Source organism: Nocardioides sp. AE5 (assembly GCF_031844485.1).
In the GTDB taxonomy this organism is placed as follows: Bacteria; Actinomycetota; Actinomycetes; order Propionibacteriales; family Nocardioidaceae; genus Nocardioides.
This window is the reverse complement of sequence record NZ_JAUZVI010000002.1, coordinates 49,372-74,949: the sequence shown is the minus strand read 5'-3', so window position 1 is coordinate 74,949 and position 25,578 is coordinate 49,372. Positions and strand designations below refer to the sequence as shown.

29 protein-coding genes and 1 tRNA gene are annotated in these 25,578 nt (G+C 69.4%); 12 read left to right on the top strand and 18 right to left on the bottom strand.

Going from position 1 to position 25,578, the window contains the following annotated elements; all coding sequences use genetic code 11:
- Window position 1 precedes the first annotated feature (1 nt).
- Window positions 2-1,657 (bottom strand): arginine--tRNA ligase, encoded by a 1,656-nt coding sequence (gene argS / locus Q9R27_RS03400; protein ID WP_311250929.1) that lies wholly within the window; start codon window positions 1,655-1,657, stop codon window positions 2-4.
- A 68-nt stretch (window positions 1,658-1,725) separates the two neighbouring features.
- Here argS and Q9R27_RS03395 point away from each other — a divergent pair.
- A tRNA-Arg gene (locus Q9R27_RS03395) sits at window positions 1,726-1,798 on the top strand.
- Window position 1,799: 1 nt separating this feature from the next.
- Here the strand turns inward: Q9R27_RS03395 and Q9R27_RS03390 are convergent.
- Together Q9R27_RS03390 and Q9R27_RS03385 are read right to left on the bottom strand one after the other, a co-directional pair.
- A complete protein-coding gene (locus Q9R27_RS03390) occupies window positions 1,800-2,690 on the bottom strand; it encodes an LCP family protein (RefSeq protein WP_311250928.1) in 891 nt (296 codons plus the stop codon).
- Entirely contained in the window at window positions 2,687-3,382 is a 696-nt protein-coding gene (locus Q9R27_RS03385) for a hypothetical protein (RefSeq protein WP_311250927.1), read from the bottom strand. Before Q9R27_RS03385 ends, Q9R27_RS03390 begins: the two co-directional genes overlap by 4 nt.
- Before the next feature lie 148 nt (window positions 3,383-3,530).
- Between Q9R27_RS03385 and Q9R27_RS03380 the strand changes: the two genes are divergently transcribed.
- Together Q9R27_RS03380 and Q9R27_RS03375 are read left to right on the top strand one after the other, a co-directional pair.
- Window positions 3,531-7,277: a multifunctional oxoglutarate decarboxylase/oxoglutarate dehydrogenase thiamine pyrophosphate-binding subunit/dihydrolipoyllysine-residue succinyltransferase subunit gene (locus Q9R27_RS03380; RefSeq protein WP_311250926.1), complete on the top strand. Its 3,747-nt coding sequence runs from the start codon at window positions 3,531-3,533 to the stop codon at window positions 7,275-7,277.
- Window positions 7,278-7,292: 15 nt separating this feature from the next.
- Window positions 7,293-7,469, top strand: coding sequence for a DUF6104 family protein (locus Q9R27_RS03375; protein WP_311250925.1), 177 nt, complete (start codon window positions 7,293-7,295; stop codon window positions 7,467-7,469).
- 36 nt (window positions 7,470-7,505) lie between these two features.
- Here the strand turns inward: Q9R27_RS03375 and Q9R27_RS03370 are convergent, their stop codons facing one another.
- Window positions 7,506-9,023, bottom strand: a complete 1,518-nt coding sequence (locus Q9R27_RS03370) for a protein kinase domain-containing protein (RefSeq protein WP_311250924.1) — start codon at window positions 9,021-9,023, stop codon at window positions 7,506-7,508.
- Between the two features lie 174 nt (window positions 9,024-9,197).
- Here Q9R27_RS03370 and Q9R27_RS03365 point away from each other — a divergent pair, with 174 nt between their 5' ends.
- Window positions 9,198-9,422 (top strand): hypothetical protein, encoded by a 225-nt coding sequence (locus tag Q9R27_RS03365; protein ID WP_311250923.1) that lies wholly within the window; start codon window positions 9,198-9,200, stop codon window positions 9,420-9,422.
- Complete coding sequence (locus tag Q9R27_RS03360) at window positions 9,415-10,023, top strand: hypothetical protein (RefSeq protein ID WP_311250922.1); 609 nt, start codon at window positions 9,415-9,417, stop codon at window positions 10,021-10,023. The genes Q9R27_RS03365 and Q9R27_RS03360 overlap by 8 nt, the downstream gene beginning before the upstream one ends.
- On the opposite strand, the gene Q9R27_RS03355 is transcribed toward Q9R27_RS03360, so the two are convergent.
- The 4 genes from Q9R27_RS03355 to Q9R27_RS03340 form a co-directional block, all read right to left on the bottom strand.
- Window positions 9,989-10,678: an SDR family oxidoreductase gene (locus Q9R27_RS03355; RefSeq protein ID WP_311250921.1), complete on the bottom strand. Its 690-nt coding sequence runs from the start codon at window positions 10,676-10,678 to the stop codon at window positions 9,989-9,991. The genes Q9R27_RS03360 and Q9R27_RS03355 overlap by 35 nt on opposite strands.
- Window positions 10,678-11,646 carry a zinc-binding dehydrogenase gene (locus Q9R27_RS03350; protein ID WP_311250920.1) on the bottom strand — a complete coding sequence of 323 codons (969 nt, stop codon included), beginning with the start codon at window positions 11,644-11,646 and terminating at the stop codon, window positions 10,678-10,680. The genes Q9R27_RS03355 and Q9R27_RS03350 overlap by 1 nt, the downstream gene beginning before the upstream one ends.
- Before the next feature lie 25 nt (window positions 11,647-11,671).
- Window positions 11,672-12,877, bottom strand: a complete 1,206-nt coding sequence (locus Q9R27_RS03345) for an NADP-dependent malic enzyme (protein ID WP_311250919.1) — start codon at window positions 12,875-12,877, stop codon at window positions 11,672-11,674.
- A 167-nt stretch (window positions 12,878-13,044) separates the two neighbouring features.
- A complete protein-coding gene (locus Q9R27_RS03340; protein WP_311250918.1) occupies window positions 13,045-13,428 on the bottom strand; it encodes a S24/S26 family peptidase in 384 nt (127 codons plus the stop codon).
- Window positions 13,429-13,480: 52 nt separating this feature from the next.
- Between Q9R27_RS03340 and sodN the strand changes: the two genes are divergently transcribed.
- From sodN to Q9R27_RS03325, 3 genes are all read left to right on the top strand, one after another.
- The gene (gene sodN, locus Q9R27_RS03335) at window positions 13,481-13,882 is read left to right on the top strand and encodes a superoxide dismutase, Ni (protein ID WP_311250917.1); all 402 of its coding nucleotides are present in this window, start codon (window positions 13,481-13,483) and stop codon (window positions 13,880-13,882) included.
- 185 nt (window positions 13,883-14,067) lie between these two features.
- A complete protein-coding gene (locus tag Q9R27_RS03330) occupies window positions 14,068-14,442 on the top strand; it encodes an anti-sigma factor (RefSeq protein ID WP_311250916.1) in 375 nt (124 codons plus the stop codon).
- Between the two features lies 1 nt (window position 14,443).
- On the top strand, window positions 14,444-15,241 hold the full coding sequence (locus tag Q9R27_RS03325) for an RNA polymerase sigma factor SigF (protein WP_311250915.1): 798 nt from the start codon (window positions 14,444-14,446) through the stop codon (window positions 15,239-15,241).
- A gap of 35 nt (window positions 15,242-15,276) precedes the next feature.
- Here Q9R27_RS03325 and Q9R27_RS03320 read toward each other — a convergent pair whose 3' ends face one another.
- Window positions 15,277-15,702, bottom strand: coding sequence for a hypothetical protein (locus Q9R27_RS03320; RefSeq protein ID WP_311250914.1), 426 nt, complete (start codon window positions 15,700-15,702; stop codon window positions 15,277-15,279).
- Between the two features lie 171 nt (window positions 15,703-15,873).
- Here Q9R27_RS03320 and Q9R27_RS03315 point away from each other — a divergent pair, with 171 nt between their 5' ends.
- Window positions 15,874-16,128, top strand: a complete 255-nt coding sequence (locus Q9R27_RS03315; RefSeq protein WP_311250913.1) for a WhiB family transcriptional regulator — start codon at window positions 15,874-15,876, stop codon at window positions 16,126-16,128.
- A 91-nt stretch (window positions 16,129-16,219) separates the two neighbouring features.
- Here the strand turns inward: Q9R27_RS03315 and Q9R27_RS03310 are convergent, their stop codons facing one another.
- Window positions 16,220-17,692, bottom strand: coding sequence for a histidine kinase N-terminal domain-containing protein (locus tag Q9R27_RS03310; RefSeq protein WP_311250912.1), 1,473 nt, complete (start codon window positions 17,690-17,692; stop codon window positions 16,220-16,222).
- A gap of 68 nt (window positions 17,693-17,760) precedes the next feature.
- Here Q9R27_RS03310 and Q9R27_RS03305 point away from each other — a divergent pair, with 68 nt between their 5' ends.
- Genes Q9R27_RS03305 through Q9R27_RS03295 form a run of 3 tightly spaced genes read left to right on the top strand, consistent with a single transcriptional unit; the run spans window position 17,761 to window position 20,770 of the window.
- Window positions 17,761-18,588 (top strand): DUF2785 domain-containing protein, encoded by an 828-nt coding sequence (locus Q9R27_RS03305; RefSeq protein WP_311250911.1) that lies wholly within the window; start codon window positions 17,761-17,763, stop codon window positions 18,586-18,588.
- Between the two features lie 44 nt (window positions 18,589-18,632).
- Complete coding sequence (locus Q9R27_RS03300) at window positions 18,633-20,291, top strand: acetolactate synthase (protein WP_311250910.1); 1,659 nt, start codon at window positions 18,633-18,635, stop codon at window positions 20,289-20,291.
- Complete coding sequence (locus Q9R27_RS03295) at window positions 20,291-20,770, top strand: GNAT family N-acetyltransferase (RefSeq protein WP_311250909.1); 480 nt, start codon at window positions 20,291-20,293, stop codon at window positions 20,768-20,770. The genes Q9R27_RS03300 and Q9R27_RS03295 overlap by 1 nt, the downstream gene beginning before the upstream one ends.
- Here the strand turns inward: Q9R27_RS03295 and Q9R27_RS03290 are convergent.
- From Q9R27_RS03290 to Q9R27_RS03260, 8 genes are all read right to left on the bottom strand, one after another.
- The gene (locus Q9R27_RS03290; RefSeq protein WP_311250908.1) at window positions 20,764-21,987 is read right to left on the bottom strand and encodes a PASTA domain-containing protein; all 1,224 of its coding nucleotides are present in this window, start codon (window positions 21,985-21,987) and stop codon (window positions 20,764-20,766) included. The genes Q9R27_RS03295 and Q9R27_RS03290 overlap by 7 nt on opposite strands.
- Before the next feature lie 14 nt (window positions 21,988-22,001).
- Window positions 22,002-22,499 carry a SigE family RNA polymerase sigma factor gene (locus Q9R27_RS03285; protein WP_311250907.1) on the bottom strand — a complete coding sequence of 166 codons (498 nt, stop codon included), beginning with the start codon at window positions 22,497-22,499 and terminating at the stop codon, window positions 22,002-22,004.
- A 79-nt stretch (window positions 22,500-22,578) separates the two neighbouring features.
- A complete protein-coding gene (locus tag Q9R27_RS03280; RefSeq protein WP_311250906.1) occupies window positions 22,579-22,950 on the bottom strand; it encodes a thioesterase, FlK family in 372 nt (123 codons plus the stop codon).
- A gap of 81 nt (window positions 22,951-23,031) precedes the next feature.
- On the bottom strand, window positions 23,032-23,106 hold the full coding sequence (locus tag Q9R27_RS18720) for a 50S ribosomal protein bL37 (RefSeq protein ID WP_370513275.1): 75 nt from the start codon (window positions 23,104-23,106) through the stop codon (window positions 23,032-23,034).
- A gap of 76 nt (window positions 23,107-23,182) precedes the next feature.
- Entirely contained in the window at window positions 23,183-23,440 is a 258-nt protein-coding gene (rsrA, locus tag Q9R27_RS03275; protein WP_311250905.1) for a mycothiol system anti-sigma-R factor, read from the bottom strand.
- Window positions 23,437-24,078, bottom strand: a complete 642-nt coding sequence (locus Q9R27_RS03270; protein WP_311250904.1) for a sigma-70 family RNA polymerase sigma factor — start codon at window positions 24,076-24,078, stop codon at window positions 23,437-23,439. The genes rsrA and Q9R27_RS03270 overlap by 4 nt, the downstream gene beginning before the upstream one ends.
- 97 nt (window positions 24,079-24,175) lie before the next feature.
- A complete protein-coding gene (locus Q9R27_RS03265; RefSeq protein WP_311250903.1) occupies window positions 24,176-24,808 on the bottom strand; it encodes an alpha/beta family hydrolase in 633 nt (210 codons plus the stop codon).
- A gap of 11 nt (window positions 24,809-24,819) precedes the next feature.
- Complete coding sequence (locus tag Q9R27_RS03260) at window positions 24,820-25,572, bottom strand: SOS response-associated peptidase (RefSeq protein ID WP_311250902.1); 753 nt, start codon at window positions 25,570-25,572, stop codon at window positions 24,820-24,822.
- Window positions 25,573-25,578 lie beyond the last annotated feature (6 nt).

Below are 25,578 nucleotides of genomic sequence, written 5' to 3'. Positions count from 1 at the left end.
CTCACATCCGTTCCGGGGCGCTGACGCCGAGCAGGCCCAGCCCGTTGGCCAGCACCACCCGGGTGGCGTCGACCAGCAGCAGCCGGGCGCGGTGCAGGTCGGTGGTCTCCTCGTCGCCGCGCGGCAGCACCCGGCAGTTGTCGTAGAAGCGGTGATAGGTGCCGGCCAGCTCCTCCAGGTAGCGGGCCACCCGGTGCGGCTCGCGCAGCTCGGCGGCGGCCTTGATCACCCGCGGGAACTCGGCCAGCGCCCGGAGCAGCTCGCCCTCCTTCTCGTGGGTGAGCAGGTCGGGGTGGTTGGCGGCCTCGACGCCGAGGTCGGCGGCGTTGCGCATCAGGCTGGCCACCCGGGCGTGGGCGTATTGCACGGTGAAGACGGGGTTGTCATTGGTGGCCCTGGTCCACAGGTCCAGGTCGATGTCGATCGGGGAGTCCGTGCTGTAGCGCGAGAGCGCGTAGCGTGACGCATCGACACCGATCGCACCGACCAGGTCGTCGATGGTGACCACGGTGCCGGCCCGCTTCGACATCCGCACCGGCTCGCCGTCGCGGAGCAGGTTGACCATCTGGCCGATCAGGATCTCCAGGTTCACGCCGGGGGTGTCACCGAACGCCGCACACATGGCCATCATCCGGCCCACGTAGCCGTGGTGGTCCGCGCCGAGCATGATGAAGCAGCGGTCGAAGCCGCGCTCCCGCTTGTCCAGGTAGTAGGCCAGGTCGCCGGAGAGGTAGGCGCCCTTGCCGTCGGACTTGATGATCACCCGGTCCTTGTCGTCACCGAACTTCTCGGTGGCCAACCAGATGGCGCCGTCGTCCTCGTAGGTGTTGCCCAGTTCGGTCAACCGCTCGACGGCGCGGGCCACCGCTCCGCTGGTGTGCAGGTTGTCCTCGTGGAAATAGACGTCGAAGTCGACCCGGAAGTCGGCCAGTGACTTCTTGATCTCGGCGAACATCATCTCCACCCCGACCGCGCGGAAGGTCTCCCGGGCCGCGTCGTCGGCCTGGTCGAGGACGTCGGGGTGCTGGGCCGTGATCGCGGCGGCGATGTCGTGGATGTACTGGCCGCCGTACCCGTCCTCGGGGGCAGGCTCGCCCTTGGCGCTGGCCAGGAGCGAGTTGCTGAACCGGTCGATCTGACCGCCGTGGTCGTTGAAGTAGTACTCCCGGGTGACCGCGGCCCCGGTCATCTCGAAGATCCGGCCGAGCGCGTCGCCGACCGCTGCCCAGCGGACGCCACCGAGGTGGATCGGTCCGGTCGGGTTGGCCGAGACGAACTCCAGATTGATCTTCTCCCCGGCGAACGCGGTCGAGGACCCGTACGACGTACCGGCGGCGACCACCTGGGCGGCCACCTCTCCTTGCGCACCGGCGTCGACGGTGATGTTCAGGAAGCCGGGCCCGGCGACCTCGACACCCGCGATGCCCTCGGTCGCGCCGAGGCGGGCCGCGACCAGTTCGGCCAGCGCGCGGGGGTTGGTCCCGGCCTTCTTGGCCAGTTGCAGCGCGACGTTGGTGGCGTAGTCCCCGTGGCCCTTCTGCCGGGGGCGCTCGATCGTCACCTGGGTGGGCAGGTCGCCGTCGAGGGCCAGGGCCCCTTCGGCGACGAGCGAGGTGAGGGCGTCGACGACTGCGGTGGAAAGCTGTTCGGGAGTCACCCGCCAAGCCTATCGGCGGACCTCGGTTTCCCTCACTCCAGTATCGACCGGTAGTCTTCCGGTCGCATGCCTCCGTAGCTCAGGGGATAGAGCACTGGTTTCCGGTACCAGGTGCCGCAGGTTCGAATCCTGCCGGAGGCGCTCAACACTTCAACACCGCGTCGTCGCGGGCGTCCTTGCCATAGCGCTGGGCCTGGGAACGGTTCGGGAAGACCACCGATGCCCCGCCCCCGGTCGTGCCCTCGGATCCCCCGACCACGCACCCGGTGATCTTCTTCGGGTCCACCGCGGCAATGGCACGCGACAACTTGTAGGCCTGCGCGGGCGAGACCTGCATGTCCATGTTGCGCAGCACCGCCCACACCCCCTTGTCCAGGAAGCCGGGCGTGGTCTGCTTCTGCTGGATCCGGGCATGGATGGCCCGGATCACCGCCTGCTGGTTCGCCGAGCGGTCGAAGTCACCGCGTGGCTGGTTCTTCCGCTCGCGCGCGAAGATCAGTGCCCGCTTTCCCTTGACCTGGTTCGCCCCCTTGACGAACCGGCCGCGGTCGAAGTTGGGGTAGGAGAACGCACGTGGCGAGTTGATCGTGATCGGGCCGATCGCGTCGATCATCTTCTGGAAGCCGACGAAGTCCGCGACCATCACGAAGTCCGGCTCGATGCCGATCAGTCCCTGGACCGCGCGCGCCATCAACTGCGGCCCGCCCAGCGACATCGCCGCGTTGATCTTGTTGTTGCCCCGCCCCGGGATCGAGACCCAGGAGTCGCGCGGCACGCCGATCACCGTGGCCGCCCCGGTCTTCGAGTTGATGCCGACCAGCTGGATCGCGTCCGCCCGCTGGCGGGTGATCGCCTGGCCCGGACGCGCATCCGAGCCGAGCACCAGGATCCAGGTGACGTCCGGAGTGAGATCGACCCCGTTGGCCTGCTCGACCTCGACCAGCACCGCGTTGGTGGCATTGACCGAACTGTTCGGGACGCAGAGCAGCACGACAGCGAGCAGTGCCACCAGGAACGGCGTACGGCGGGTCATGGCGTGGCCCCTTCCTGCGACGGCGACGCCGGCGCGGACGGTGTCGGGGTGGCAAGTTCTTCCTGGGTGCGCTGGAGGTCGTAGCCGAAGACCGCCCAGGTGTCGCCGGACGGCAGCAGGTTGAGTTCGCCCGTGATGGTCACCCGCAACCGGACGTCACCGTCGGTGACGAAGACCAGGCGCACCCGCGCCGTCGCCCCGACTGCCTTGCTGTCCACCCCGAGTACGTCGACGCGCACCACCCGCTGCTCCGCCCGGACCGCGTCGATGCGTGCGCCGAGTGCAGCATTGGAGGTGACCGAGCGCTCCTGCTTCGCCCAGGCGGCGAGGTCACGGGAGAAGTTGCGCCAGGCCGAGGAGAAGTCGGTGCGCGGCCACGGCCCGGAGAGATAGGCGCGCACGAACCAGTCGTCGACCACCCCGGCCACGTCCTGGGCCACGTCGCGCGCGTACGCCGTACCGATCTTGCCGGTGGCCACCGAGAGGTCCGCGTCCAGGACGGCCTGCGCCACCCGCTCCTCCCCCACGCCGACCGACGGGCCGGACTTGAGCGGGTCGGGGGCAGCCGCCTGCCCACTGTCACCGGCACCGGCACCGGCACCGGAACAGGCCGTCACCAGGCCTGCCAGGAGCAGTGCCGCGACTGCCCGGAGGGCCCGGTGGGGACGCCGGATTCGGGACCGGTCTGGCATGGGGAACGAGCCTCCTTCACAAGGCGCTGGAGACACCTTGCAACACAAGGCGGACCAGACTCCGCATTTGTTGTCCGGTGGGTCTAGCCTTGTGGCTTGAATCCTGAACCACACACGATCTGCCGCACCGGAAGAGGCGAACCAAGCCGTGGCTGAGTCTTCTCAGAACAACCCGCTCATTGACTTCGGAGCCAACGAGTGGCTCGTCGACGAGATGTTTGAGCAATACCAACAGGATCCGGGGAGCGTCGGCCCCGAGTGGGCGGCGTACTTCAAGGACCAGGGTGGCTCCAACGGCGCCGCCGCGGAGGCGAAGGCGCCTGCCCAGGCCAGCCCGGCCCCCGCCAAGCCGGCACCTGCCAAGGCGGAGTCGAACGGCGCGAAGGCCGAGGCTCCCGCCAAGCCGGCACCCGCCCAGGCCAAGCCGAAGTCCGCCCCCGCCCCGGAGGCGAAGCCGCGGCCTGTCAGCAAGGCCGCCGAGCCGGCCAAGGGCACCTCGAACCCGGCCCCGCGCGACGCCAAGCCCGCCGAGCGCACCGAGGACGACGACGAGCCGACCTTCACCGTGCTCCGTGGTGCCCCGGCGCGGACCGCGCAGAACATGGACGTCTCCCTCACCGTGCCGACTGCCACCTCGGTGCGCAGCGTCCCGGTCAAGCTGCTGTGGGACAACCGCACGGTGATCAACAACCACCTTGCCCGCGCCCGCGGCGGCAAGGTCAGCTTCACCCACATCATCGGCTACGCGATGGTCAAGGCCGTCCGGTCGATGCCGGAGATGAACGCCGGATTCGACGTCGTCGACGGCAAGCCCAACCTGATCACCCCGGCCCACGTGAACCTGGGCCTGGCCATCGACGTGCAGAAGTCGGACGGCACCCGCCAACTCCTCGTGCCGGCCATCAAGGCGGCCGAGACCCTCGACTTCGCCGGCTTCTGGACGGCGTACGAAGAGGTTGTCCGCAAGGCCCGGAACAACAAGCTGACCGTCGCCGACTTCCAGGGCACCTCGATCTCCCTGACGAACCCGGGCGGCATCGGCACCAGCCACTCCGTGCCCCGCCTGATGAAGGGCCAGGGCGCCATCATCGGTGTCGGAGCGATGGAATACCCCGCCGAGTGGCAGGGCGCCTCCGAGGACGTGCTGGCCCGCAACGGGATCAGCAAGGTGATGACCCTGACCTCCACCTATGACCACCGGGTCATCCAGGGTGCCCAGTCCGGTGAGTTCCTCAAGCGCCTGCACGGCCTGCTGATCGGCGAGGACGGCTTCTACGACGACATCTTCCAGTCGTTGCGGATCCCGTATGAGCCAATCCGCTGGGCCAAGGACATCGCCACCAGCCACGACGAGGACATCTCCAAGCAGGCCCGGATCCTCGAACTGATCCACGCCTACCGGGTGCGCGGCCACATCATGGCCGACACCGACCCGCTGGAATACCGCCAGCGCAGCCACCCCGACCTCGAGGTCGAGACCCACGGGCTGACCATGTGGGACCTGGACCGCGAGTTCGCCACCGGCTCCTTCGGTGGCGAGGGCCGTCGCTTCATGAAGCTGCGCAACATCCTCGGCATCCTGCGTGACTCCTACTGCCGCACCACCGGCATCGAGTACATGCACATCCAGGACCCCGAGCAGCGCCGCTGGATCCAGGAGCGGGTCGAGATCCCGCACAGCAAGGTGCCGCGCGAGGAGCAGTTGCGGATCCTGCTGAAGCTGAACCAGGCCGAGGCCTTCGAGACCTTCCTGCAGACCAAGTTCGTCGGCCAGAAGCGGTTCAGCCTGGAGGGCGCCGAGACCACCGTCCCGGTGATCGACGAGATCTGCGAGGCCGCGGCCGAGGCTGCCCTCGACGAGGTCACCATCGGCATGGCCCACCGTGGCCGGCTCAACGTGCTGGCCAACATCGTCGGCAAGAACTACTCCCAGATCTTCCGCGAGTTCGAGGGCAACATCGACCCGCGCACCGTCCAGGGCTCCGGCGACGTGAAGTACCACCTCGGTGCCGAGGGCGAGTTCGTGGCCGGCTCCGGTGACCGGATCAAGGTCTCGGTCGCCGCGAACCCCTCCCACCTGGAGGCGGTCGACCCGGTCCTGGAGGGCATCGCCCGCGCCAAGCAGGACGTGCTCGACCGGGGCTCGGACTTCTACCCGGTGCTCCCCCTGCTGGTGCACGGTGACGCCGCGTTCGCCGGCCAGGGCGTGGTCGCCGAGACGCTCAACCTCTCCCAGCTGCGCGGCTACCGCACCGGCGGGACGATCCACCTGGTCGTCAACAACCAGGTCGGCTTCACCACCTCGCCGGGCTCGTCCCGTTCGTCGCTCTATGCGACCGACGTGGCGCGGATGGTGCAGGCGCCCATCTTCCACGTCAACGGCGACGACCCCGAGGCGTGCATCCGGGTGGCCCGACTGGCCTTCGAATACCGCCAGGCGTTCTCCAAGGACGTCGTCATCGACCTGGTCTGCTACCGCCGCCGCGGTCACAACGAGGGTGACGACCCGTCGTACACCCAGCCGCTGATGTATGACCTGATCGAGCAGAAGCGGTCGGTGCGCAAGCTCTACACCGAGTCGCTGATCGGTCGTGGCGACATCACCATCGAGGAAGCCGAGCAGGTGCTGCGTGACTACCAGCAGCAACTGGAGCGGGTCTTCACCGAGGTGCGCGAGGCGACCAGCGTCCCGGACCAGTGGACGACGGTGCCGGACTATCCGGAGAAGCCTGCCGGCGAGGCCGTCACCCACGTCAGCACGGACGTCCTCAAGCGGATCGCCGATGCCTACGTGACGCCTCCCGAGGGGTTCACCCCGCACCCCAAGGTGATGCCGCAGCTCGAGCGGCGTTCGAAGGCGATCACGCAGGGCCCGATCGACTGGGGCACTGGCGAGATCCTTGCCTTCGGCTCACTGCTGATGGAGGGCCGCCCGGTGCGCCTGGCCGGCCAGGACTCGCGCCGTGGCACGTTCGTGCAGCGGTTCGCCACCATCATCGACCGCAAGAACGCCGACGAATGGACGCCGCTGCGCTACCTCTCCGAGGACCAGGCGAAGTTCTACGTCTATGACTCGCTGCTCTCGGAGTACGCCGCACTCGGTTTCGAGTACGGCTACTCGGTGGCGCGGCCGGACGCGCTGGTCCTGTGGGAGGCGCAGTTCGGTGACTTCGTCAACGGCGCCCAGACCGTGATCGACGAGTTCATCAGCTCCGGCGAGGCGAAGTGGCGCCAGCAGTCCGGCGTCGTACTGCTGCTCCCCCACGGCTATGAGGGCCAGGGGCCGGACCACTCCTCGGCCCGCATCGAGCGGTTCCTGCAGATGTGCGCCGAGGACGCGATGGTCGTGGCCCAGCCCTCGACCCCCGCGTCGTACTTCCACCTGCTGCGCCGCCACTCGCTCGGCGAGGAGCACCGCCCGCTGATCGTCTTCACCCCGAAGTCGATGCTGAAGCGGAAGGAAGCCGCCTCGCAGCCCGAGGACTTCACCAGTGGCTCCTTCCGGGCGCTGATCGGCGACGACGAGGCCGACGCGAGCAAGGTCGAGACGCTGCTGCTCTGCTCGGGCCGGGTCACCTGGGACCTGATGGTGGAGCGCAAGAAGCGCGAGGACGGCGAGAAGTTCGCCATCGCCCGCGTGGAGCGGCTCTACCCGACCCCGGACGAGGAGATCAAGGCCGAGGTCGCGAAGTTCCCGAACCTCAAGCGGATCCGCTGGGTGCAGGACGAGCCGCGGAACATGGGCCCCTGGCCGCACTACGCGCTCAACGTGTGGAACGAACTGGGCCTGACCGTCGAGCCGATCACCCGCAAGGCGTCGTCGTCTCCGTCCGTCGGTGTCGCCAAGCGGCACCAGGAGGAGCAGCGCAACCTGATCGACGCCGCGTTCGACTGAGCGAGGTGACTGGCGTTGTACTTCACTGATCGAGGCATCGAGGAGCTGGAGAAGCGCCGGGGTGACGAGGAGGTCACCCTGGCGTGGATCGCCGATCGGCTCCAGGAGTTCACCGACACCTTCCCCGAGTTCGAGGTGCCGGTCGAGCGCTTCGCCACCTGGTTGGCGCGGCTCGACGACCCCGAGGACTGAAGCCCGCCCCGGCCAGGTGGCCGGGGCTTGCGGCGGTCAGTTGCAGGCGCCCAGTCCGTAGAGGTCGAAGGAGTAGGCGTCCGTGCGCTCCGAGGGCGCAAGGTCGCCCATGGTGACCTGGAAGTCGTTGAGGTCACTGCTGTTGAGTGCGGACTCGGCGGAGTGCTCGAACCCCTTGCGCTGCGCGGCCGTCATGTCGTCTGGGGTGCCCACCTCGACCAGGTCCGCATAGGCGGCCCTGATCGCGTCGAAGTCGGTGCCTTGGGTGTCCGGGAAGTGGGCGCAGAAGTCGTCGACCGATGCGTCCTTCGGTGCGTCGGCGACACTTCCCGTGCCACCGCCCCCGCCGGGCGATGACGGGTCGTCGCCGCCCACGTTGAGCGCCACCACCACGACCACTCCGATGACCAGCACGATTGCGGTCAGGCCGCCGATGATCCAGGTCCACTTGTTGTCGTTGCCCTGGCGTGCGGGGGCGGACCATTGCTGGGCAGGCTGCGGCGCCAGGTGCTGGGCCGCGAAGGTCTGCGGTCCGGACTGGTAGTGCGGACCCGCATGCTGCTGCGGCCCGGACTGGAACTGCTGCCCCGACGGCGGTTGCTGGGGGCCGGACTGATGCTGCGACGCCTGCGGTCCGGACTGGTGCTGGGTGCCGGACGGGAACGGCTGCTGCGGCGCGGGCCAGTTGAGCGGTGCCGGCGGCACGGCAGGGCCGGACACGTCGAGCCGGGCGGCAGCGGCGCAGGCGGCCCGGAACTCCTCGGCCGACGGGTAGCGCTCGCCGGGCGCCTTGGCCATCGAACGGAGCAGGATGTCGTTGATCGCACGGCTGCGCGCGTCAGTGGCGGGCAGTTGCGGGATGGCTCCCTGCAGGTGCCCCATCAGCACCTGGCCATCGGTGCCGCGGTACGGCGCCTGGCCGGAGAGGGTGGCCCACAGCAGGCAGCCCAGTGCGTAGACGTCGGAGGCCTCGGTGGCATCGAGGCCCTCGTGCCGCTCGGGCGCCATGTAGGCGAAGGTGCCGATCACGCCCTGGGTCTTGGTGTGCTGGGAATCCATCACCCGGGAGATGCCGAGGTCACAGACGTAGGCCTGGATCTCGTCGTCACCGCGGCGGCGCAGGAGCACGTTGGAGGGCTTGATGTCGCGGTGGATGATCCCGGCCCGGTGGGCGGCCTCGATGCCGTCGGCCACTTGCCCGGTCAGGTCGAGTGCCAGGGCGGGATCCAGCGGACCGGAATCCGCGAGGAGTTGCTGCAGGTCGCCGTCGGGGACGTACTGGGTGGCGATGTAGAGCCATCCGTCCTCCTCGCCGGCATCGTGGACCTGGATGATGTGCGGCGAGTCCAGCCGGGCCAGCACCTCGGCCTCGCGCAGGAACCGGTGGCGGTATTCCTCGCTGTCGGAGAGGTCGGAGGAAAGCACCTTGAGGGCAACCTCGCGACCCAGGCCTCGCTGGACAGCGGCATAGACGACGCCCATGCCGCCCCGGCCGATGCGACGACTGATGTCGTAGCGACCGAAGCTCTGTCCTTCCTGCGGCAGGCCTGCCACCCGGATCCACCCCTCTCTGATCAGACAACCTCGCCCGAATCCTACGGCCCCGGGTGGTCTTCGCTGCCATCACGGGTTCCCACCGCCCCAGCAGTCCAAACGTTCCGGGCCGGCGCGACCGACATTGTCAACCGTGGGTTGACAATGTCGCGATGTCAATCAATGCTTGACATCATGACGACCAAGAACCAACCGGCTCCCCTGACCACCACCAGCGGGATCGCCATGATCATCCTCGGCATCGCCACGGCCCAGTTCGTGGCGCCCCACTTCGACGGCTTCGTCAAGGGAATGGCGCAAGGGGCCGGCATCGCACTCATCATCCTGGGCGTCTACTTCCTGGCGAGCTCGTTCCGCAAGGACGCCTGGCTGCCGAGTCGGGAGCGCGACGATGACTGATCCGCACCCGGAAGGGGACCGGACGAGCCTCGACGACGCCATCGGCGCGGCCATCCTCGCCAGCGCCCGGTCCGACGAGGCCATGACGTCGGCAGTGAACGGGTCTGGTCACCCCGACTCGCTCGCCCTGCTCCGCACCACGGTCGCTGCCGAGGCATCGGTGCGCACGATGCTCCAGCAGGCGGTGGGCGCAGCACGCAGCGAGGGCCACAGTTGGGCCGCGATCGGGACCGAACTGGCGATGACCCGGCAGGCTGCGCAGCAGCGGTTCGGCCAGCAACCCGAGGCGCTGGACCTGCCCCCGGAGGAGCGTTGGCTCGGCCCAGTGACCGCCTTCGACGAGATGCGTGAACTCGAGGTGGCCGGGCGGATGGGGTGGCGCAGTGTCGAGCTCGGCCTGATGCGGCACAAGATGGTCAGGACCGCGACCCAGTGGGAGCACAAGCGGATCTGGTGGACCAGCCTCGCCCGCCATCGCCCGGATGGCTGGGAGGTCGCCTATCGGGCCTTCCCCTGGATCTACCTGGTCCGCGACACAGGCGTTGCCGCCGAGCCGTCGGCCACGCTCACCGAGGCCCCGGACGCACCGTCACCTCGGTGATGGTCCCATCCCGGGGCAGGTCGATCACGTGCAGAATGGTCGCCGCCACCGTGTCCGGTGCGATGAACCTGTCGGGGTCGTAGTCACGCCCCTCCTGGCGGTGCACCTCGGCCTGCATCGGGGTCGCGGTCCGCGAGGGGTGCACCGAGGTCACCCGGACCCCGTGGGCTGCTTCCTCGGCGCGCAGCGCATCGGTGAAGGCGCGGGCGCCGAACTTGGACGCGGCGTACGCCGACCAATCGGGATTGGCCGTGATCCCCGAGGTGGAGTTCACCACCAGGACCAGGCCCCGGGCGGCACGCAGTGCCGGCAGGCACAGCCGGGTCAGTTCCATCGGAGCGAGCAGGTTGACGTCGACCTGGCGGCGTACCTGCGCGATCGGCTGCTCGGCCACCGTGCCGAGGTCGACCGCCCCGGCGACGTGGAGGAGCGTGTCCAGCCGCTGCGGCAACTGGCCCAGTTGCCCGGCCAGCGCCTCGGGATCAGCCAGGTCGGCCGTCACGACACGGGCCGTCGGGAAGTCAGCGCGCAGGTCGGCAGCGCGTTCGTCGTTGCGGGCCAGCAACCACAGCGCATCACCGCGGGCCGCGAGGGCCCGGGCGACCGAGGCACCGATCCCGGACCCGGCGCCGGTGACCAGGTGGGTCAGAGCCATCAGCGGGTGAAGACGATCTTGCCGAACAGGTCGCCCTGGGCCATGGCCGCGAATCCGTCGCGGGCTTCGCTCATCGGCAGGGTGCGGTCGATCAGCGGGCGGGCGCCGGTGCTGTCCAGCATCTGGGTCAGGGCAGCGAGTTCGCCGCGGGTGCCCATGGTCGAGCCGATCACGCTGAGCTGAAGGAAGAAGATCCGGGTCAGTTCGGCGTCGTCGAGCTTCGGTCCCGAGGTGGTCCCGCTGATCACGATCCGTCCGCCCGGGCGCAGGGACCGGATCGAGTGCGACCAGGTCGCCTTGCCGACCGTCTCCATGACGGCGTCGACCTTGAACGGCAGGCGGGCGTTCGACTCGAAGACCTCGTGGGCGCCGAGCTCGAAGGCGCGTGCCCGCTTAGCCTCGTCACGGCTGGTGGCGACGACCTTGAGCCCGCCGGCCCGGGCCAGCACGATCAGTGCGGTGGCAACCCCGCCTCCGGCGCCCTGGACCAGGACGGTCTCCCCCGCCTTGAGGTTGCCCTGGCTGAAGAGCATCCGGTAGGCAGTGAGCCAGGCGGTCGGCAGGCAGGCAGCCTCCTCGAACGAGAGCGAGGAGGGCTTGGGGATCACGTTGCGCCGCGGCACGATCACCTTGTCGGCGAAGGTCCCCTGGTGACGCTCGGAGAGGAGCGAGCGCTTCGGGTCGAAGGTCTCATCACCGCTCCAGTCCGGGTCGGAGACGACGGCATGGACCAGCACCTCGTTGCCGTCCTCGTCGAGCCCGGAAGCGTCGCATCCGAGGATCATCGGCAGCGACTCCTCGCGCAGCCCGACGCCACGCAGCGACCACAGGTCGTGGTGGTTGAGCGAAGCGGCCTTGACGGTGACCGTGGTCCAGCCGTCGGGTGCCACCGGGTCGGGTCGCTCCCCGATCACCAGCCCGTTCAGCGGGTCGTCGTTGGAGAAACTCTCGGCGTAGACAGCGAACATGGCGCGAGTCTAGCGGCCGGGACGACTACGGGGCCGGGACCCGGGCCACCCCGTCGCGGCGGGCTGCGGCCGAGACCGCTGCGGCAACGGCGGGGCCCACGCGTGGGTCGAATGGCGAGGGGATGATCAGGTCCTCGCTCAGCTCATCGCCGACCAGGGCGGCCAGTGCCTCGGCCGCGGCCAGTTTCATGCCCTCGGTGATCGCCGTGGCGTGCACGTCGAAGGCGCCCCGGAAGATGCCCGGGAAGGCAAGCACATTGTTGATCTGGTTCGGGTAGTCCGAGCGGCCCGTGGCGACCACGCGGGCGTGGCGGTGGGCGATGTCGGGGTGCACCTCGGGCGTGGGGTTGGCCAGGCCGAAGATGATCGCGTCGTCGGCCATGGAGGCCACGATCTCCTCCTCCACGTTGCCACCGGAGACCCCGATGTAGACGTCGGCGCCCTTCATCGCATCCGCGAGCGAACCGCTGCGGCCGAAGTTGTCGGCCGTGTCACGGGCCAGGTCCCGCTTGACCTGGGTGAGGTCCGAGCGCTCCGAGTTCAACACGCCCTGGCGGTCGACGACGGCAATATCGCGGATCCCGGCCTCGAGCATGATCCGGGTGACCGCGACACCGGCCGCGCCGGCGCCGGAGATGACCACCCGGGTGTTCTCGGCCGGGCGCCCGGTGAGCCGGAGCGCGTTCTTCAACGCGGCCAGTGCAACGACCGCTGTCCCGTGCTGGTCGTCGTGGAAGACGGGGATGTCCAGGCGGTCCTTGAGGCGTTGCTCGATCTCGAAGCAGCGCGGGGCGGAGATGTCCTCCAGGTTGATGCCACCGAAGGAGGGGGCGAGCCGGGCCACGGTCTCGATGATCTCCTCGACGTCCGTGGTGGCCAGGCAGATCGGGATCGCGTCGACGTTGCCGAACTGCTTGAACAGGACTGCCTTGCCCTCCATCACCGGCATCGCCGCGGCGGGGCCGATGTCCCCCAGACCGAGCACGGCCGTGCCGTCGCTGACCACGGCGACCGTGTTCGGCACCCACGTGTAGTGGCGGGTCATCTCAGGGTGCTCGGCGATCGACTCGCAGACCCGCGCCACGCCGGGCGTGTAGGCCAGGGAGAGTTCGTCCGCACCGGCGAGCGGTACTGCCGAGTGGATGCCCATCTTCCCACCGACGTGGAGGTCGAAGACCGGATCGCCCTTGTAGGGGTGCTCCGTGGGGTTGGCATTCTCAGAGGCAGGCATGGCGGATCTTTCCGGGGAACAGGGGTGGTGGGTCAGGCCCAGCTCGACGCGTCAGAGGTGGTTCGCGGAACTTGTCGGACCAGGGGATCGCCCTGCCCGGATTCTCGCACAGTGGGACCTGCGCATGCATGTTGCCAAGCCTTGCCACGCCCGGAATGAGACGCGCGTCACCCCGCGTGGCCGGGCCGGCTCGGCGTACTCCCCGGTAGGCGCGGCGGCCACACCCGGGCCAGCACGACGGCGGCCACGTCCTCCGCCGGTACGACGCCGCGATGGCGCGAGTCGATGCCCTCTGCGGCATTGTCGCTGAGCAGCCACCAGCCCGGGCGCCCGTCGCGGGTGGCACGCTGTTCGACCGCCCGTTTGACGGCCAGTGTCCCGTCCACGAAGCGGGCCAGGACCATCCTTCCCGGGCGCACCCGTGCACCGTGGAGGACCAGCAGTCGATCGCCCTCGCGCAGGGCAGGCTCCATGGACCGTCCGCGGACCACGGCCAGGCCGGGACGACGGCATCCGGATTCGGCAGGACCGGGCTGACGACGCTGTTGCACACCGAGTAGTGTCGCAGTCACATGCATGTTCCGTCTGATGAGAGGACGCAGGATGTTCCAGCGACTGTTCGCCCCCACCGTCGAGGTCTCGGCCCACTGCGACCTGCCGTGCGGCATCTATGACCCCGCGCAGGCCCGCATCGAGGCCGAGTCGATCAAGGCCGTCATCGCCAAGGCCAACGACAGCGACGACCCCGACTTCCGCACCCGCGCGGTGCTGATCAAGGAAGAGCGCTCCGAGCTGGTCAAGCACCACCTGTGGGTGCTGTGGACCGACTACTTCAAGCCCCCGCACTTCGAGAAGTACCCGCAGCTGCACACCCTGGTCAACGAGGCCACCAAGCTCGCCGGTGCCGGCGGCACCAAGGGCACCATGGACCCCGAGGCGGCCGACCAGTTGCTGGCGAAGATCGACGAGATCGCCGAGATCTTCTGGGAGACCAAGAAGGCCTGAGGCACGAAGGCCCTCTTGGTCTTGAATCGGCCGCTGAGTATGCGAAGCGGGCGTAACAAGAAGGCCTGAGGCACGAAGCCATTCCCGTGACCGCCGTCCACCCGACCGGGTGGGCGGCGGTCACTGCTTCCGGCGCGACGGCGTACGCCGTGAGCAACTGGTGGCCCGCGCGATATGTTGGGCGCATGCGACCCGACGTCGAGCTCCGAATCCCCGTGGACAGTGCCTATGTCTCCGTCCTGCGCGCCACCACCGTGAGCCTGGCGGCCAGGCTGGACTTCACCCTCGACGACATCGAGGACCTGCGGATGGCCGTCGGAGAGGCCTCGGCCATGGTGCTGCCCTCGGCCACCCCCGGGTCCGACCTCACCTGCGCCTTCCACATGGAGAGCGGCAAGCTCACCGTCACCCTCTCGGTCCCCAGCGCCAGTGCCGAGTTGCCGGAGGAGGAGGGCTTTGCCTGGCAGGTGCTCAGTGCACTGACCACGCATGCCGAAGTGCGCCGCGACGGCGGCAACCTTGTCGTTGCCATGACGATGCACTCGACGGTTGACGCCTGAGATGAGCGCCGAGACCGAAGGCTCCCCGGAGTCCCCGCTCTCCGCGGTGAAGCAGGCCAGCGCCGCCCTCTTCACGAAGATCGCGGACGCCGACCTGAGCGAGGCCGCCCGCTCGATGGCCCGCGACGAACTCGTCCAGTTGCACCTGCCCCTGGTCGAGCACTGTGCCCGCCGGTTCCGCAACCGCGGCGAGCCGTTCGAGGACCTGGTCCAGGTCGGCACCATCGGCCTGATCAAGGCAGTCGACCGCTTCGACACCGATCGCGGCGTGGAGTTCTCGACGTACGCCACCCCGACGATCATCGGTGAGATCAAGCGCTACTTCCGGGACAAGGGCTGGGCGATCCGGGTGCCCCGGCGCCTGCAGGAACTGCGCATGCAGATCAGCGCCACCACGGCCGAACTGAACCAGTCACTGGGCCGCTCCCCCACGCCCTCCGAACTGGCCGAGGCGATCGGTTGCCCGGTCGAGGAGATCATCGAGGGCATCGAGTCGAGCAACGCCTATTCGACCCTCTCCCTCGACGCCGGCAGCGAGAGCAGCGAGGACGGCGCGATGAGCATGCTCGACACGATGGGGATCGAGGATGCCGGGCTCGAACACGTCGAACTGCGCGAGTCGCTCAAGCCCCTGCTGGAGCGGTTGCCTCCTCGGGAGAAGAACATCCTGATGCTGCGTTTCTTCAAGAACATGACGCAGTCCCAGATCGCCGCGGAGGTCGGCGTCAGCCAGATGCACGTCTCGCGGTTGCTGTCCAAGACGCTGGACCACCTGCGCGAGGCGCTGGCGGAGAGCTGAGCGCCGCCCCGACCTCGGTGTCAGTCAGCGGTAGGTCAGTCCGCGGTGGCTTCGCCCTCGGGCAGCCCGGGATCCTCCACGAAGCGGATGCTGGCCGGGTGGAAGACTCCGACGAGGGTCACCACCGCCACCACGGTGAGGGCCACCGAGACGGCGGCCGTCTCGCCTCCGCGGAAGCTCCAGGCCACGCCCAGGACGATGAGTTGGGTCAGCACGATAGGTGCCCGTGCTCCGCTGGATCCGCGCTGCAGCAGCCACGCTCCCCACATCAGCGCGGCGCCGTAGCCGACGAAGAAGACGGCCGAGGTGAGCCCCATCGCCAGCCGCTCGGTCGAGGTGTTCGCGACCTCCAGGATCCCGTAGCCGACCAGCACCAGGGCCTCGATCGCAGTGAGGCTGGCCGCCACCAGGAGCGGCGCCGGGGGCCGGGCACCGGAGCCGGGCAGATCACTGGGAGTCACGGGGGAAACTCTACTTGTGACCAAAGTGACCCCAGTAAGGGGTTGTCTTGGAGCAATTCTCTTGCGAACCTGTTCCGTGCGCCTGATTCGGGCGATCTACGCCCCTGCGCACCACTAAACTTCCGCGGCCCGGCCGCAGACGACGACAGACGAAAGAGGGAATGCCCCGCCATGGATTGGCGCCATCGCTCCGCGTGCCTGGATGAGGATCCGGAGTTGTTCTTCCCGATCGGCAACACCGGTCCCGCGATCCTTCAGATCGAGGAGGCCAAGCAGGTGTGCCGACGCTGCGAGGTGCGCGAACAGTGCCTCGCCTGGGCGCTGGAGGCAGGGCAGGACCACGGAGTCTGGGGCGGTCTCGGTGAGGACGAGCGCCGCGCCCTCAAGCGGCGCAACGCGCGCGCACGGGTCCGCAGCTCGATCTGAGCCTCAATCCAGTTCTGGATTGGCCTGATGCCTGCGGGGCTCACCTGCGGCACACCTCGTTCCTCGGCGTACCTCCGGCTCACTCCTCGGATCAGTCGAGTGGAAGATCCACCTGGACCCGGGTGCCGCTGGGCGCCGGCGGGCGCGCCGGACCGAGGTGGAGCTGACCATCCAACTCTGACTCCACCAGCGTGCGCACGATCGAGAGCCCCAGGTTGATCGACGAGTCCAGGTCGAACCCCTCGGGCAAGCCGTGGCCGTCGTCCTCGACGGTGACGTGTAGCCTGCCGACCAGGCGCTGCGCCTCCAGTGTGATCCGCCCGCTGTCGCCGGCTCGATAGCCGTGCTCCACGGCGTTCTGGAGCACCTCGGTGAGCACCATCGCCAGCTTCGTGGCCGTCTCTGAGGAGACCACCCCGAACGTGCCGCTGCGGCGCACCACCACCCGCTCGCCCACGGCGCTGACCTCGGTCACCATCCGCCCGAGCCGGTCGGCGACCTCGTCGAACTCGACGTACTCCTCGACCGCCTGGCTGAGGATCTCATGGACGATCGCGATCGAGCCGACCCGTCGGACCGCCTCCTCCAGGGCCGCCTTCGCGTCCGGGGTCCCCATCCGGCGGGCCTGCAGGCGCAACAGCGCCGCCACCGTCTGCAGGTTGTTCTTCACCCGGTGGTGGATCTCGCGGATGGTGGCGTCCTTGGTGACCAGTTCGCGGTCGCGGCGCCGGATGTCGGTGACGTCGCGCATCAGGATCAGCGCGCCGATCCGCTCCCCTGCCGGTCGCAGCGGAATGGCACGGGCGACCAGGACCAGCCCGTCGCTGCCGATCTCGGCGTCCTTGTTCTGGTGCCCGCCGAGCACCGCGCTGAGCGTCTCCTCGTCCGGCCGGCGCCGCGGCGGGATCAGTTGCCGGGTCAGGTCCACCAGCACCCGCCCGGCAAGGTCGCCGGTGTGGCCCAGGCGGCGGTAAATGCTCTGCGCGTTCGGGGACGCATAACTGACTACGCCCTTGGCCGAGACCCGGACGAATCCGTCGCCCACCCGGGGGGTGTCGGCATGGTCGCTGCGCTCGCCGGGTGAGGGGAAGTGCCCCTTGCTGATCATCTGGGCCAGGTCGGCCGCCGTCTGCAGGTAGGCGAGTTCCAGGCGGCTGGTGGTGCGTACGCCGAGCAGGTTGGTGTTGCGCGCCACCAGGGCGATCACCCGCTCCCGGTGCAGCACCGGGATCACTTCCAGCCGCACGGGTACGTCGTTGCGCGTCGTACCGTCGCCCTGGCGGACCACCTCGCCGGTTGCCATCGCCTGGTCGAGTTCGGGCCGGCGCCCGGTGGCCACGAAGGTGCCGACCACGTCGTCGAGCAACGCCGTCGGCGCCGTGGTGGGACGCATCTGTCCCCCGGCCCAGTACCCCTTCCCCGCATGGTCCGGCATCCACAGCACGAGGTCCGCGAAGGCCAGGTCCGCGATCACCTGCCAGTCGGCCATCAGCCGGTGCAGCCAGTCGACATCGGCCGCGTCGAGATCTGTATGGGCCGCGGCGAGCTCGTCGAGTGTGGGCACGCGCACAGCCTAGTGGGAGGGGCGCACCCACCCCTTCCGTTCCAGGGCCACACTGGCAAACTGTCGGTATGGAACGAACGTCTTGGGATCAGGTTCGGGCCAGCGGGCTCCGGGTGCCAGAAGACCGGCCCCTGGATGAGCTCACCGTCGAGCTCACCACGATGCTGGGCAGCATCGATCCGGTGCGCCGTGACGACACCGCCTTCCTGGTGCTGGCCACCTGGATCTCCCGGGGCGTGTACGACGACCTCCTGGCCGGCCTGGGCGATGGCGTGGCCACGGGGCTGGACGTCGGCCTCGGCGAATCCGGCACCGACTCCGTCTTTCGGCGCAGCTTCTCCGCGCTGGTCATGGCCGAGTGCCTGCGCCGCAACAACAAGCTCGACCTCCTCCCGCCCGATCGGGTCTATGCCTGGGGCGACCGACTGGCCGGGTGGCTCCTGGCCGAACAGGACCTGCGCGGCATCGTCCCGGGGAAGGGATGGGCGCATGCGGTGGCCCACGGCGCGGATGCCCTGGCCGCGCTGGCCGGGACGCCGGGCATCCGCGCACCCGAGTTGACCGTGCTCCTCGACGTGATCGCCGACCGGGTCCTCGCACCGACCCAGCAGGCCCTGGTCGAGGGCGAACTCGACCGCCTGGCCTCGGCAACCCTGGAGATCCTCCGGCGCGACCTGGTGCCGCTCACCGTCGCCGAGCCCTGGGTGGCCCGGCTGGCCGTGCAGGCGAGCGCGTTCGAACCCGGCGTACCGGCGTTCCATGCGCAGGCGTTCCTGCGCTCGGTGAACCTGCAACTGACCCTGGCCAACCCGCGTCCGGCGATCCGCGCCGACCTGCTGCTGGGCCTGAACGAGGCGCTGCGCACCACGAACGCCGAATACCTCGGCCCGCGTTGAGACCGCGGGTGCCCGCCGTGGGTGAGGCCCGCTAACCTCCTCATATGAGCGACGTCACACTCTCCGGACACTCCGGCCAACACGCCGTCCACGTTGCCCGCGCCCACGGCGTCGAGGCCATGTTCACCCTCTCCGGTGCCCATGTGTTCCCGATGTACGACGGCGCGGTGAAGGCAGATCCCCCAATGCGGATCGTGGACGTGCGCCACGAGCAGACCGCGGCGTTCGCCGCCGAGGCGACCGGGAAGCTGACCCGGACCCCCGGTCTGGCGGTGCTGACGGCAGGCCCGGGCGTGACCAACGGCGTCAGCGCGATCGCGCAAGCGCAGTTCGCCGGCTCCCCGATGGTCGTCGTGGGTGGCCGGGCACCGCAGAACAGATGGGGCACCGGCAGCCTGCAGGAACTCGACCAGCCGCCGATCCTGGCCCCGGTCGCCAAGCTGGCGCGCACCCTGCCCACCGCCGCCGATGTCGCGCCGGGCCTGGACGAGGCGTTCACCGTGGCCGGTTCCTCGCACCGCGGCCCGGTCTTCGTCGACGTGCCGATGGACGAGTTCTTCAACGCCGCCGAGGTGCCCTGGCCCGGCCCGGGCGCAGCAAGCCCGCAGGCCCCCGACCCGGATGCCCTCTCCGCGATCGCCGAACTGCTCGGCGGCGCCAGCAGGCCGGTGCTGATCCTGGGCACCGACGTGTGGATGGACCGCGCCGACGAGGCCGCCCTGGCGTTCGTGGAACAGGTCGGCATCCCGACGATCACCAACGGGATGGGCCGCGGCGTGATCCCCGGCGGACATCCGCTGCTGGTCACCAAGGCGCGCGGCCAGGCGCTCGGGCAGGCCGACCTCGTGATCGTGGTCGGCACTCCCCTGGACTTCCGGCTCGGCTATGGGGTGTTCGGCGGCAAGGACGGCGCGAAGCCGGCCGACGTGGTGCACATCGCCGACTCCGAGGCCCAGGTCTCCGGCCACGCGACGCTTGCCGCCTCGGCGTACGGCGACCTCTCCCTGGCCTTCACCGGCCTGGCCGACGCGCTCGACCACGTGGTCCGCAAGCCGGACTGGAAGCCCTGGGTGGCGACGCTGGCCGAGACCGTGGCCGCGACGGTCGAGCGCGACTCCGCACTGCTCACCGCCGAGGCGGACCCGATCCACCCGGCGCGGATCTATGGCGAACTGGTGCCGCGCCTGGCCGACGATGCCGTGGTGATCGGCGACGGCGGCGACTTCGTCAGCTTCGCCGGCAAGTTCGTCGAACCGAAGCGTCCCGGCGGCTGGCTCGACCCCGGCCCCTACGGCTGCCTGGGCGCCGGCCTCGGCGCCGCGATGGCGGCCCGGCTGGCCCGCCCGTCCTCGCAGGTGGTGCTGCTGCTCGGTGATGGCGCGGCCGGTTTCTCGCTGATGGACGTCGACTCGCTGGTCCGTCAGGACCTGCCCGTGGTGATGGTCTGCGGCAACAACTCCGCGTGGGGCCTGGAGAAGGGCCCGATGCAGATGCTCTACGGCTATGACGTGGCCGCCGACCTCGCCCAGCGCACCAAGTACGACGAGGTGGTCACCGCACTCGGTGGCGCCGGTGAGACAGTCACCGACCCGGCCCAGATCGGTCCGGCGATGGACCGTGCCTTCGCCTCCGGGGTGCCCTACCTGGTCAACGTGATCACCGACGTCGATGCGGCGTACCCGCGCAACACCTTCGGGATCTGATGCGGGTCCGGCTGGCGACGCCGCAGGAGTACGCCGCCATCGGCGACATCACCGCGGCGGCGTACGCCGACTTCACCCTGGGCCCGGACGATCCCTACCTGGAGAAGCTCCGTGGTGCCGGGGCCCGGGCGGCGCAGGCGGAGCTGTGGGTCGCCGAGGACGGCGGACAGCTGTTGGGGTCGGTGACCCGCTGCCCGCACGGGTCGCCCTGGCGCGAGATCGGCACCGAGGACGAGGGCGAGTTCCGAATGCTCGCGGTGGCACCCACTGCACAGGGGCGGGGGGTCGGCGTCGTGCTGGTGCAGCACTGCCTGGACCGCTCGCGCGAGGACGGGGACCGGGCGATGGTGCTCTCCTCGTTGCCGCGCATGGCTGCCGCCCACCGCCTCTACGAACGATTCGGCTTCCTCCGGGTACCCGAGCGGGACTGGTCACCGGCGCCGGGGGTGGAACTGGTCGCCTTCCGGTTCGCCTACTGAACCGTCACCCGGACCTCGCCCAGGCGTTCGCGTTCGGTGCCGTCCTCGACGTAGAGCGTGATCGTGGCCTGCCCGGGGGCGCTGGCGGTCCACTTGTCCCAGGTCCACTCCTCCGTGCGGAGCACGTCCTCACCGGTCACTTCGCTGGTCACCCGGAGCGTCTTGTGCTCCACGTTCCAGGTCACCCAGACCGTGTCGCCGACGGCCACCGTGAGGTCGGCACCTGCCCTCAGTTCGGCGTCGGTGACCTCGCGCATACTGTCCGGTTCCTCAGGTGTGTCGGTGCTGACCCCGGCGGACATCCGTTCGGCGAGCCGGTCCTGGGGAGCCACCACGGTCACCGTGACCGTGCTGCCTGGTTCGACAACCGTGCCGGAATCGGGAGAAGCGCCCAGCACGAATCCGGGCGGCATGCCCGGGTGTGATTCCTCCACCACCTCGGCCTCCAGGCCCAGGTCCGCGAGCAGGGCGAGGTACGCGTCCGCACCGTCACCTTGCTCATCGAAGGTGAGCGAGCGCCAGCCGGGCACCGCGACCCGATCAGCAAGCACGTGGACCCGGGCCAGTGCCTCCTCGACCTCGCGCCGCGCCTCCGGTTCGGACTCCGATGAGGACTCCGCCCGCACATAGACCTCACGCTGCGGGAAGTAGAGCGTGCTCGCACAGGTGAGCACCCCGTGGAAGGCATCCCCGCAACTCGTGGACTCACGACGTACGGCAACGCCATCCACCTCGGCATCGACATCCGGGTGGAACTCGACAGGCGCGCGGCCCGCCGAGAGGTGGACGCTGGTCACCTCAGGCTGTCGGAGAACAGCGCACAACCCGATGACCCCTTCGTCGACGACAACGGTGTCGGCCATCGGGGTGCCGCAGTGCGTCTCATTGGTCCCCCACTCCTCGGGGACTTCCACGACCACGTCCGCGATCCCGACCAGGCGCATCCCGGGGCCGGGCAGCGATTCGTCAGTGCCGCTGGCCGCCCCGGTGGGGTCGGGAACGGACGGCTCCGGATCATGTCCGGAAACCAGGCCCGGGAGCACGGAGGCACCCAGCGTGACGGCGACCACCGCCGCTGCCGAGCCCAGCGCAACGCCAAGGCGACGGCGGCGAGTGCTACGTCGGGCATCGGCCAGCATCGCCGCCAGTGGCGGCTCACCCACCGGCACGCGGTCGGCACTCTGGGCCAACAGTTGTTCGAGCTTCTCCTCGCTCATCGACTCCTCCTCGCTCATCGCCCGCGCAGCTCACTCAGGTCGGGATCGTTGCTGAGGACCTTCAACGCCCGGGCCAGGCGGCTCTTGACCGTGCCAGCGGGAATTCCGAGCGCGGCCGCGGTCTGCGCCTCACCCAGGTGGGCGTAGTAGCGCAGCACCACGACCGCACGCTGCTCGTCGCTGAGCCGGGCCAGGGAGCGTGAGACCAGATCGGCGGTCTCCACCTGCTCGGCGTGGTCACCGCTGGCCTGCTCCGGCACCTCAGAGGTCGGCCGCTCACCGGTCCAGCGTCGGCGTCGGGCCGAGATGAACGTGTTGACCAGCACCCGGTGCACATAGGCGTCCCGATCGGCGGCGCGGCGTACCTTCGACCAGCGCACCAGGCAGCGGGTCAGCGCAGTCTGGGTGATGTCCTCGGCCTCGGCCGGAGAGGCACCGAGCAGGACCGCCGCGCGGACCAGGCGTGCCCAGCGCGCAGCGACGTACTCGCTGAACTCGTCCTCGGCGTCCACGGCACCCTTCCGGCTCGGCCCACTCCTGTCGTGGGTCCTCACCCTGACAGACGCGCCGGCCAGCCGGCGGGGTTCCACCTCAGAGCCGGGAGAGGAACTTCTCCGCGTCCACGACGACCCGGGTCACCTCGCCGTTGCCGACGAGCTTGCCGCCCATCCGGGCAGCGACGGTGAACCTGACCAGGCGCCCGTCGACGTACGCCGCGCTGGCATCGACCTCGACCTCGGCCCCGACCGGGGAGGCGGCCAGGTGCTCCAGGGCGACACGGGTGCCGACCGAGGTCTGCCCCTCGCCGAGCGTCGGCGCGATCGCGTCGCAGGTGACGGCCTCGCACCAGGCCAGCAGCCGTGGGGTGCCGAGCACCGGCAGCGAGCCGGAACCGACCGCCTCGGCGGTGTCGGTGGCAGTGACGGTGAAGGTGCGCTTCGCGTTCAGATCAGCAGTGGCCATGGAGTCGATTGTGCCCGTCGGCTGAAATCGGCAGGACCCCCGTGCCAATGGGCTCGGGGGTCCGGTCCAACGCTGCAGGACTCAGGCGTTGGGGCGCTTGCCGTGGTTGGCGCCCTTCTTGCGGCGGTCCTTGCGCTTGCGTCCGCGCTTGCTCATCGTGTCCTCCTGACAGGTCTGCGGCGGCCATCTTCTCAGGAAGTGGCCACCATCCGCGAATCGGGTCCGGTCCGGCTCAACCCTCGGTGATCTGGACCTGCACCTGGCGCAGCTGCACCAGGACCCGCTGGCGCAGGCCATCGGGCGCGGACTCGCTGCAGGAACGGGCCACCACGGCCTTGACCGTGCGCTCGAGGTCGTACTTGTGCAGGCAGGGGCCGCACTCCTCAAGGTGTGCCCGGACCACGGAGCAGTCGGCCTCGTCGAGTTCGTTGTCGATCAGGTAGACGATGCGCTCGAGGTAGTCGGCACAGTCCTGGCTCTCCTGGTTCACGACTCCTCGCCCTCCTCGTTGTGGCGCAACAGGTAGTTGTCGCGTGCGTAGTCACTGAGCATCGCGCGCAACTGCCGTCGGCCACGGTGCAGGCGGGACATCACGGTCCCGATCGGGGTCTCCATGATCTCGGCAATCTCCTTGTAGGGGAAACCCTCCACGTCGGCCAGGTAGACCGCCAGGCGGAACTCCTCCGGCAGCGCCTGCAGGGCGTCCTTGACCTGCGAGTCGGGCAGGTGCTCGAGCGCTTCCATCTCCGCGGACTTCAGGCCGGTCGACTGGTGCGACTCGGCACGGGCGAGCTGCCAGTCCTCGACGTCCTCGGCCATGGACTGTTGCGGCTGCCGCTGCTTCTTGCGGTAGTTGTTGATGAACGTGTTGGTCAGGATCCGGTAGAGCCAGGCCTTCAGGTTGGTGCCCGGCTTGTATTGGTGGAACGCCGAGAATGCCTTGGCGAAGCTCTCCTGCACCAGGTCCTCGGCGTCGGCGGGGTTGCGGGTCATCCGCATCGCGGCCGAATAGAGCTGGTCCAGGTAGGGCAGGGCGTCGCGCTCGAAGCGCATCGAGCGCTCGGCATCGGTCTCTTGGGCGAAGTCGCGCTCGGTCATCTCGACGTCGCTGGTCAGGGATTCAGTCATCGCGTCCCAGACTAGCGCCGAGGGCGCTTCGGTTCGATCGAGTGTGGCGAGCATGTCTGTTCCAACAGCGGCGCCGCCCGATTGATTCCACCGGTGCTCAGCGGCCGATCTCGCGGCCGATCCACTCCAGTGCGGCTTCCACCACCAGGGCGGTGGCCTCCTTCATGTCCAGGCCCGCGGTCTTGCCCACCCGCAGCGAGTGGTCGCCCCCCGGCACCTCGACCAGGTTGGTGTCGCCGGGGAACTCCTCGGGGCGCCCCATCGGGTCGCGGGCTCCCTGGATCACCAGGGTGGGCAGTCCGGCACCGGTCAACTCCGCCACCCGGGACTTCTCCGGCTTGCCCGGCGGGTGCAGCGGGAAGGAGAGGGCGAGGACGCCGGAGGCACCCAGGTCACGGGCACAGCGACAGGCCGAGCGTGCCCCGGCCGAGCGTCCCCCGATGACCAACGGCGTACGGGTGCGGATCTTGCTCGCTGCCGCGATCAGCCCGTCGTCCAGGGTGCGCGGCGGGGTGGCCACCTTCCGCCCGGCCACCACCCAGGGTTGTTCGAAGCGGTGCACGGTGATCCCCTGCCCGGGCAGGTGCCTGGCCAGCGCGGCCAGGTCGTGGGTGTCGATCCCGGCGCCTGCGCCGTGGCTGATGAGCAGCGTGGCGAACGGACTCGGGGAGCGTGAGGAGACCAGGCGTCCGGGCCCGTGCGGTGTCTCGATGATGCGGGTGGTGGGCATGGGGCGCTCCGTCAGTGCTCGGTGTGGTCGGGCTCGAGGGGCAGGGGTGCGGTGAGCTCGGGACCGTTGTTGCGCACGTTGCTCACCAGCGCGGAGACCGGATGCGCGACCAGCCGGCCGGGAGCGGCCGGTTCGAGCAGATCGAGCAGGTCGGCGCCCGACGTGGTCGGATCCAGCCAGCTCCCCCAGTTGTCGGCGGGCACCATCAACGGCATCCGGTCATGGATGTGGCCTAGGTCGTCCTCGGCGTCGGTGGTGATCACGGTGCAGGTCCAGCGGAACGGGTGCGGATGGTCGTCGGGCAGGGCCGGGTCGCGCCAGATCTCGTAGAGCCCGGCCATCGACAGCACTCCTCCGTCGGCGGGCCGGATGAAGAAGGGCTGCTTCTTCGGCTTGCCGGCCTTGGTCAGTTCCTGGGTCGGGTACCACTCGTAGTAGCCATCGGCGGGCAGCAGGCACCGGCGCGCGGCGAAGGCCTTCCGGTACGCCGGCTTCTCGGCGACGGTCTCCATCCGTGCGTTGATCATCCGGTTGCCGATCGCCGGGTCCTTCGCCCAGGACGGGACCAGTCCCCAGGTGAGCACGCGCAGCTGGCGCTGCTGGGGCCGGTCGGCCCGTTCGGGGCGCTCCAGGACGGCGTACACCTCCTTGGTCGGCGCCACGTTGTAGTCGGGCTCCAGGGGTGTCTCGACCATCGCCTCCGCGACATCGAACTCGTCGACCAGGTCAGTGACCTGGCGCGAGGAGGCATAACGACCGCACATGCCCCC

Excerpts from the sequence above, each read along its gene's own strand:
- Q9R27_RS03390 (WP_311250928.1), bottom strand. The coding sequence starts at position 2,690 with ATGACCCGCCGTACGCCGTTCCTGGTGGCACTGCTCGCTGTCGTGCTG.
- Q9R27_RS03385 (WP_311250927.1), bottom strand. The coding sequence starts at position 3,382 with ATGCCAGACCGGTCCCGAATCCGGCGTCCCCACCGGGCCCTCCGGGCA.
- Q9R27_RS03365 (WP_311250923.1), top strand. The coding sequence starts at position 9,198 with ATGACGACCAAGAACCAACCGGCTCCCCTGACCACCACCAGCGGGATC.
- Q9R27_RS03360 (WP_311250922.1), top strand. The coding sequence starts at position 9,415 with ATGACTGATCCGCACCCGGAAGGGGACCGGACGAGCCTCGACGACGCC.
- Q9R27_RS03355 (WP_311250921.1), bottom strand. The coding sequence starts at position 10,678 with ATGGCTCTGACCCACCTGGTCACCGGCGCCGGGTCCGGGATCGGTGCC.
- Q9R27_RS03350 (WP_311250920.1), bottom strand. The coding sequence starts at position 11,646 with ATGTTCGCTGTCTACGCCGAGAGTTTCTCCAACGACGACCCGCTGAAC.
- Q9R27_RS03345 (WP_311250919.1), bottom strand. The coding sequence starts at position 12,877 with ATGCCTGCCTCTGAGAATGCCAACCCCACGGAGCACCCCTACAAGGGC.
- sodN (WP_311250917.1), top strand. The coding sequence starts at position 13,481 with ATGTTCCAGCGACTGTTCGCCCCCACCGTCGAGGTCTCGGCCCACTGC.
- Q9R27_RS03330 (WP_311250916.1), top strand. The coding sequence starts at position 14,068 with ATGCGACCCGACGTCGAGCTCCGAATCCCCGTGGACAGTGCCTATGTC.
- Q9R27_RS03325 (WP_311250915.1), top strand. The coding sequence starts at position 14,444 with ATGAGCGCCGAGACCGAAGGCTCCCCGGAGTCCCCGCTCTCCGCGGTG.
- Q9R27_RS03315 (WP_311250913.1), top strand. The coding sequence starts at position 15,874 with ATGGATTGGCGCCATCGCTCCGCGTGCCTGGATGAGGATCCGGAGTTG.
- Q9R27_RS03305 (WP_311250911.1), top strand. The coding sequence starts at position 17,761 with ATGGAACGAACGTCTTGGGATCAGGTTCGGGCCAGCGGGCTCCGGGTG.
- Q9R27_RS03300 (WP_311250910.1), top strand. The coding sequence starts at position 18,633 with ATGAGCGACGTCACACTCTCCGGACACTCCGGCCAACACGCCGTCCAC.
- Q9R27_RS03295 (WP_311250909.1), top strand. The coding sequence starts at position 20,291 with ATGCGGGTCCGGCTGGCGACGCCGCAGGAGTACGCCGCCATCGGCGAC.
- Q9R27_RS03290 (WP_311250908.1), bottom strand. The coding sequence starts at position 21,987 with ATGAGCGAGGAGAAGCTCGAACAACTGTTGGCCCAGAGTGCCGACCGC.
- Q9R27_RS03280 (WP_311250906.1), bottom strand. The coding sequence starts at position 22,950 with ATGGCCACTGCTGATCTGAACGCGAAGCGCACCTTCACCGTCACTGCC.
- Q9R27_RS03270 (WP_311250904.1), bottom strand. The coding sequence starts at position 24,078 with ATGACTGAATCCCTGACCAGCGACGTCGAGATGACCGAGCGCGACTTC.
- Q9R27_RS03265 (WP_311250903.1), bottom strand. The coding sequence starts at position 24,808 with ATGCCCACCACCCGCATCATCGAGACACCGCACGGGCCCGGACGCCTG.
- Q9R27_RS03260 (WP_311250902.1), bottom strand. The coding sequence starts at position 25,572 with ATGTGCGGTCGTTATGCCTCCTCGCGCCAGGTCACTGACCTGGTCGAC.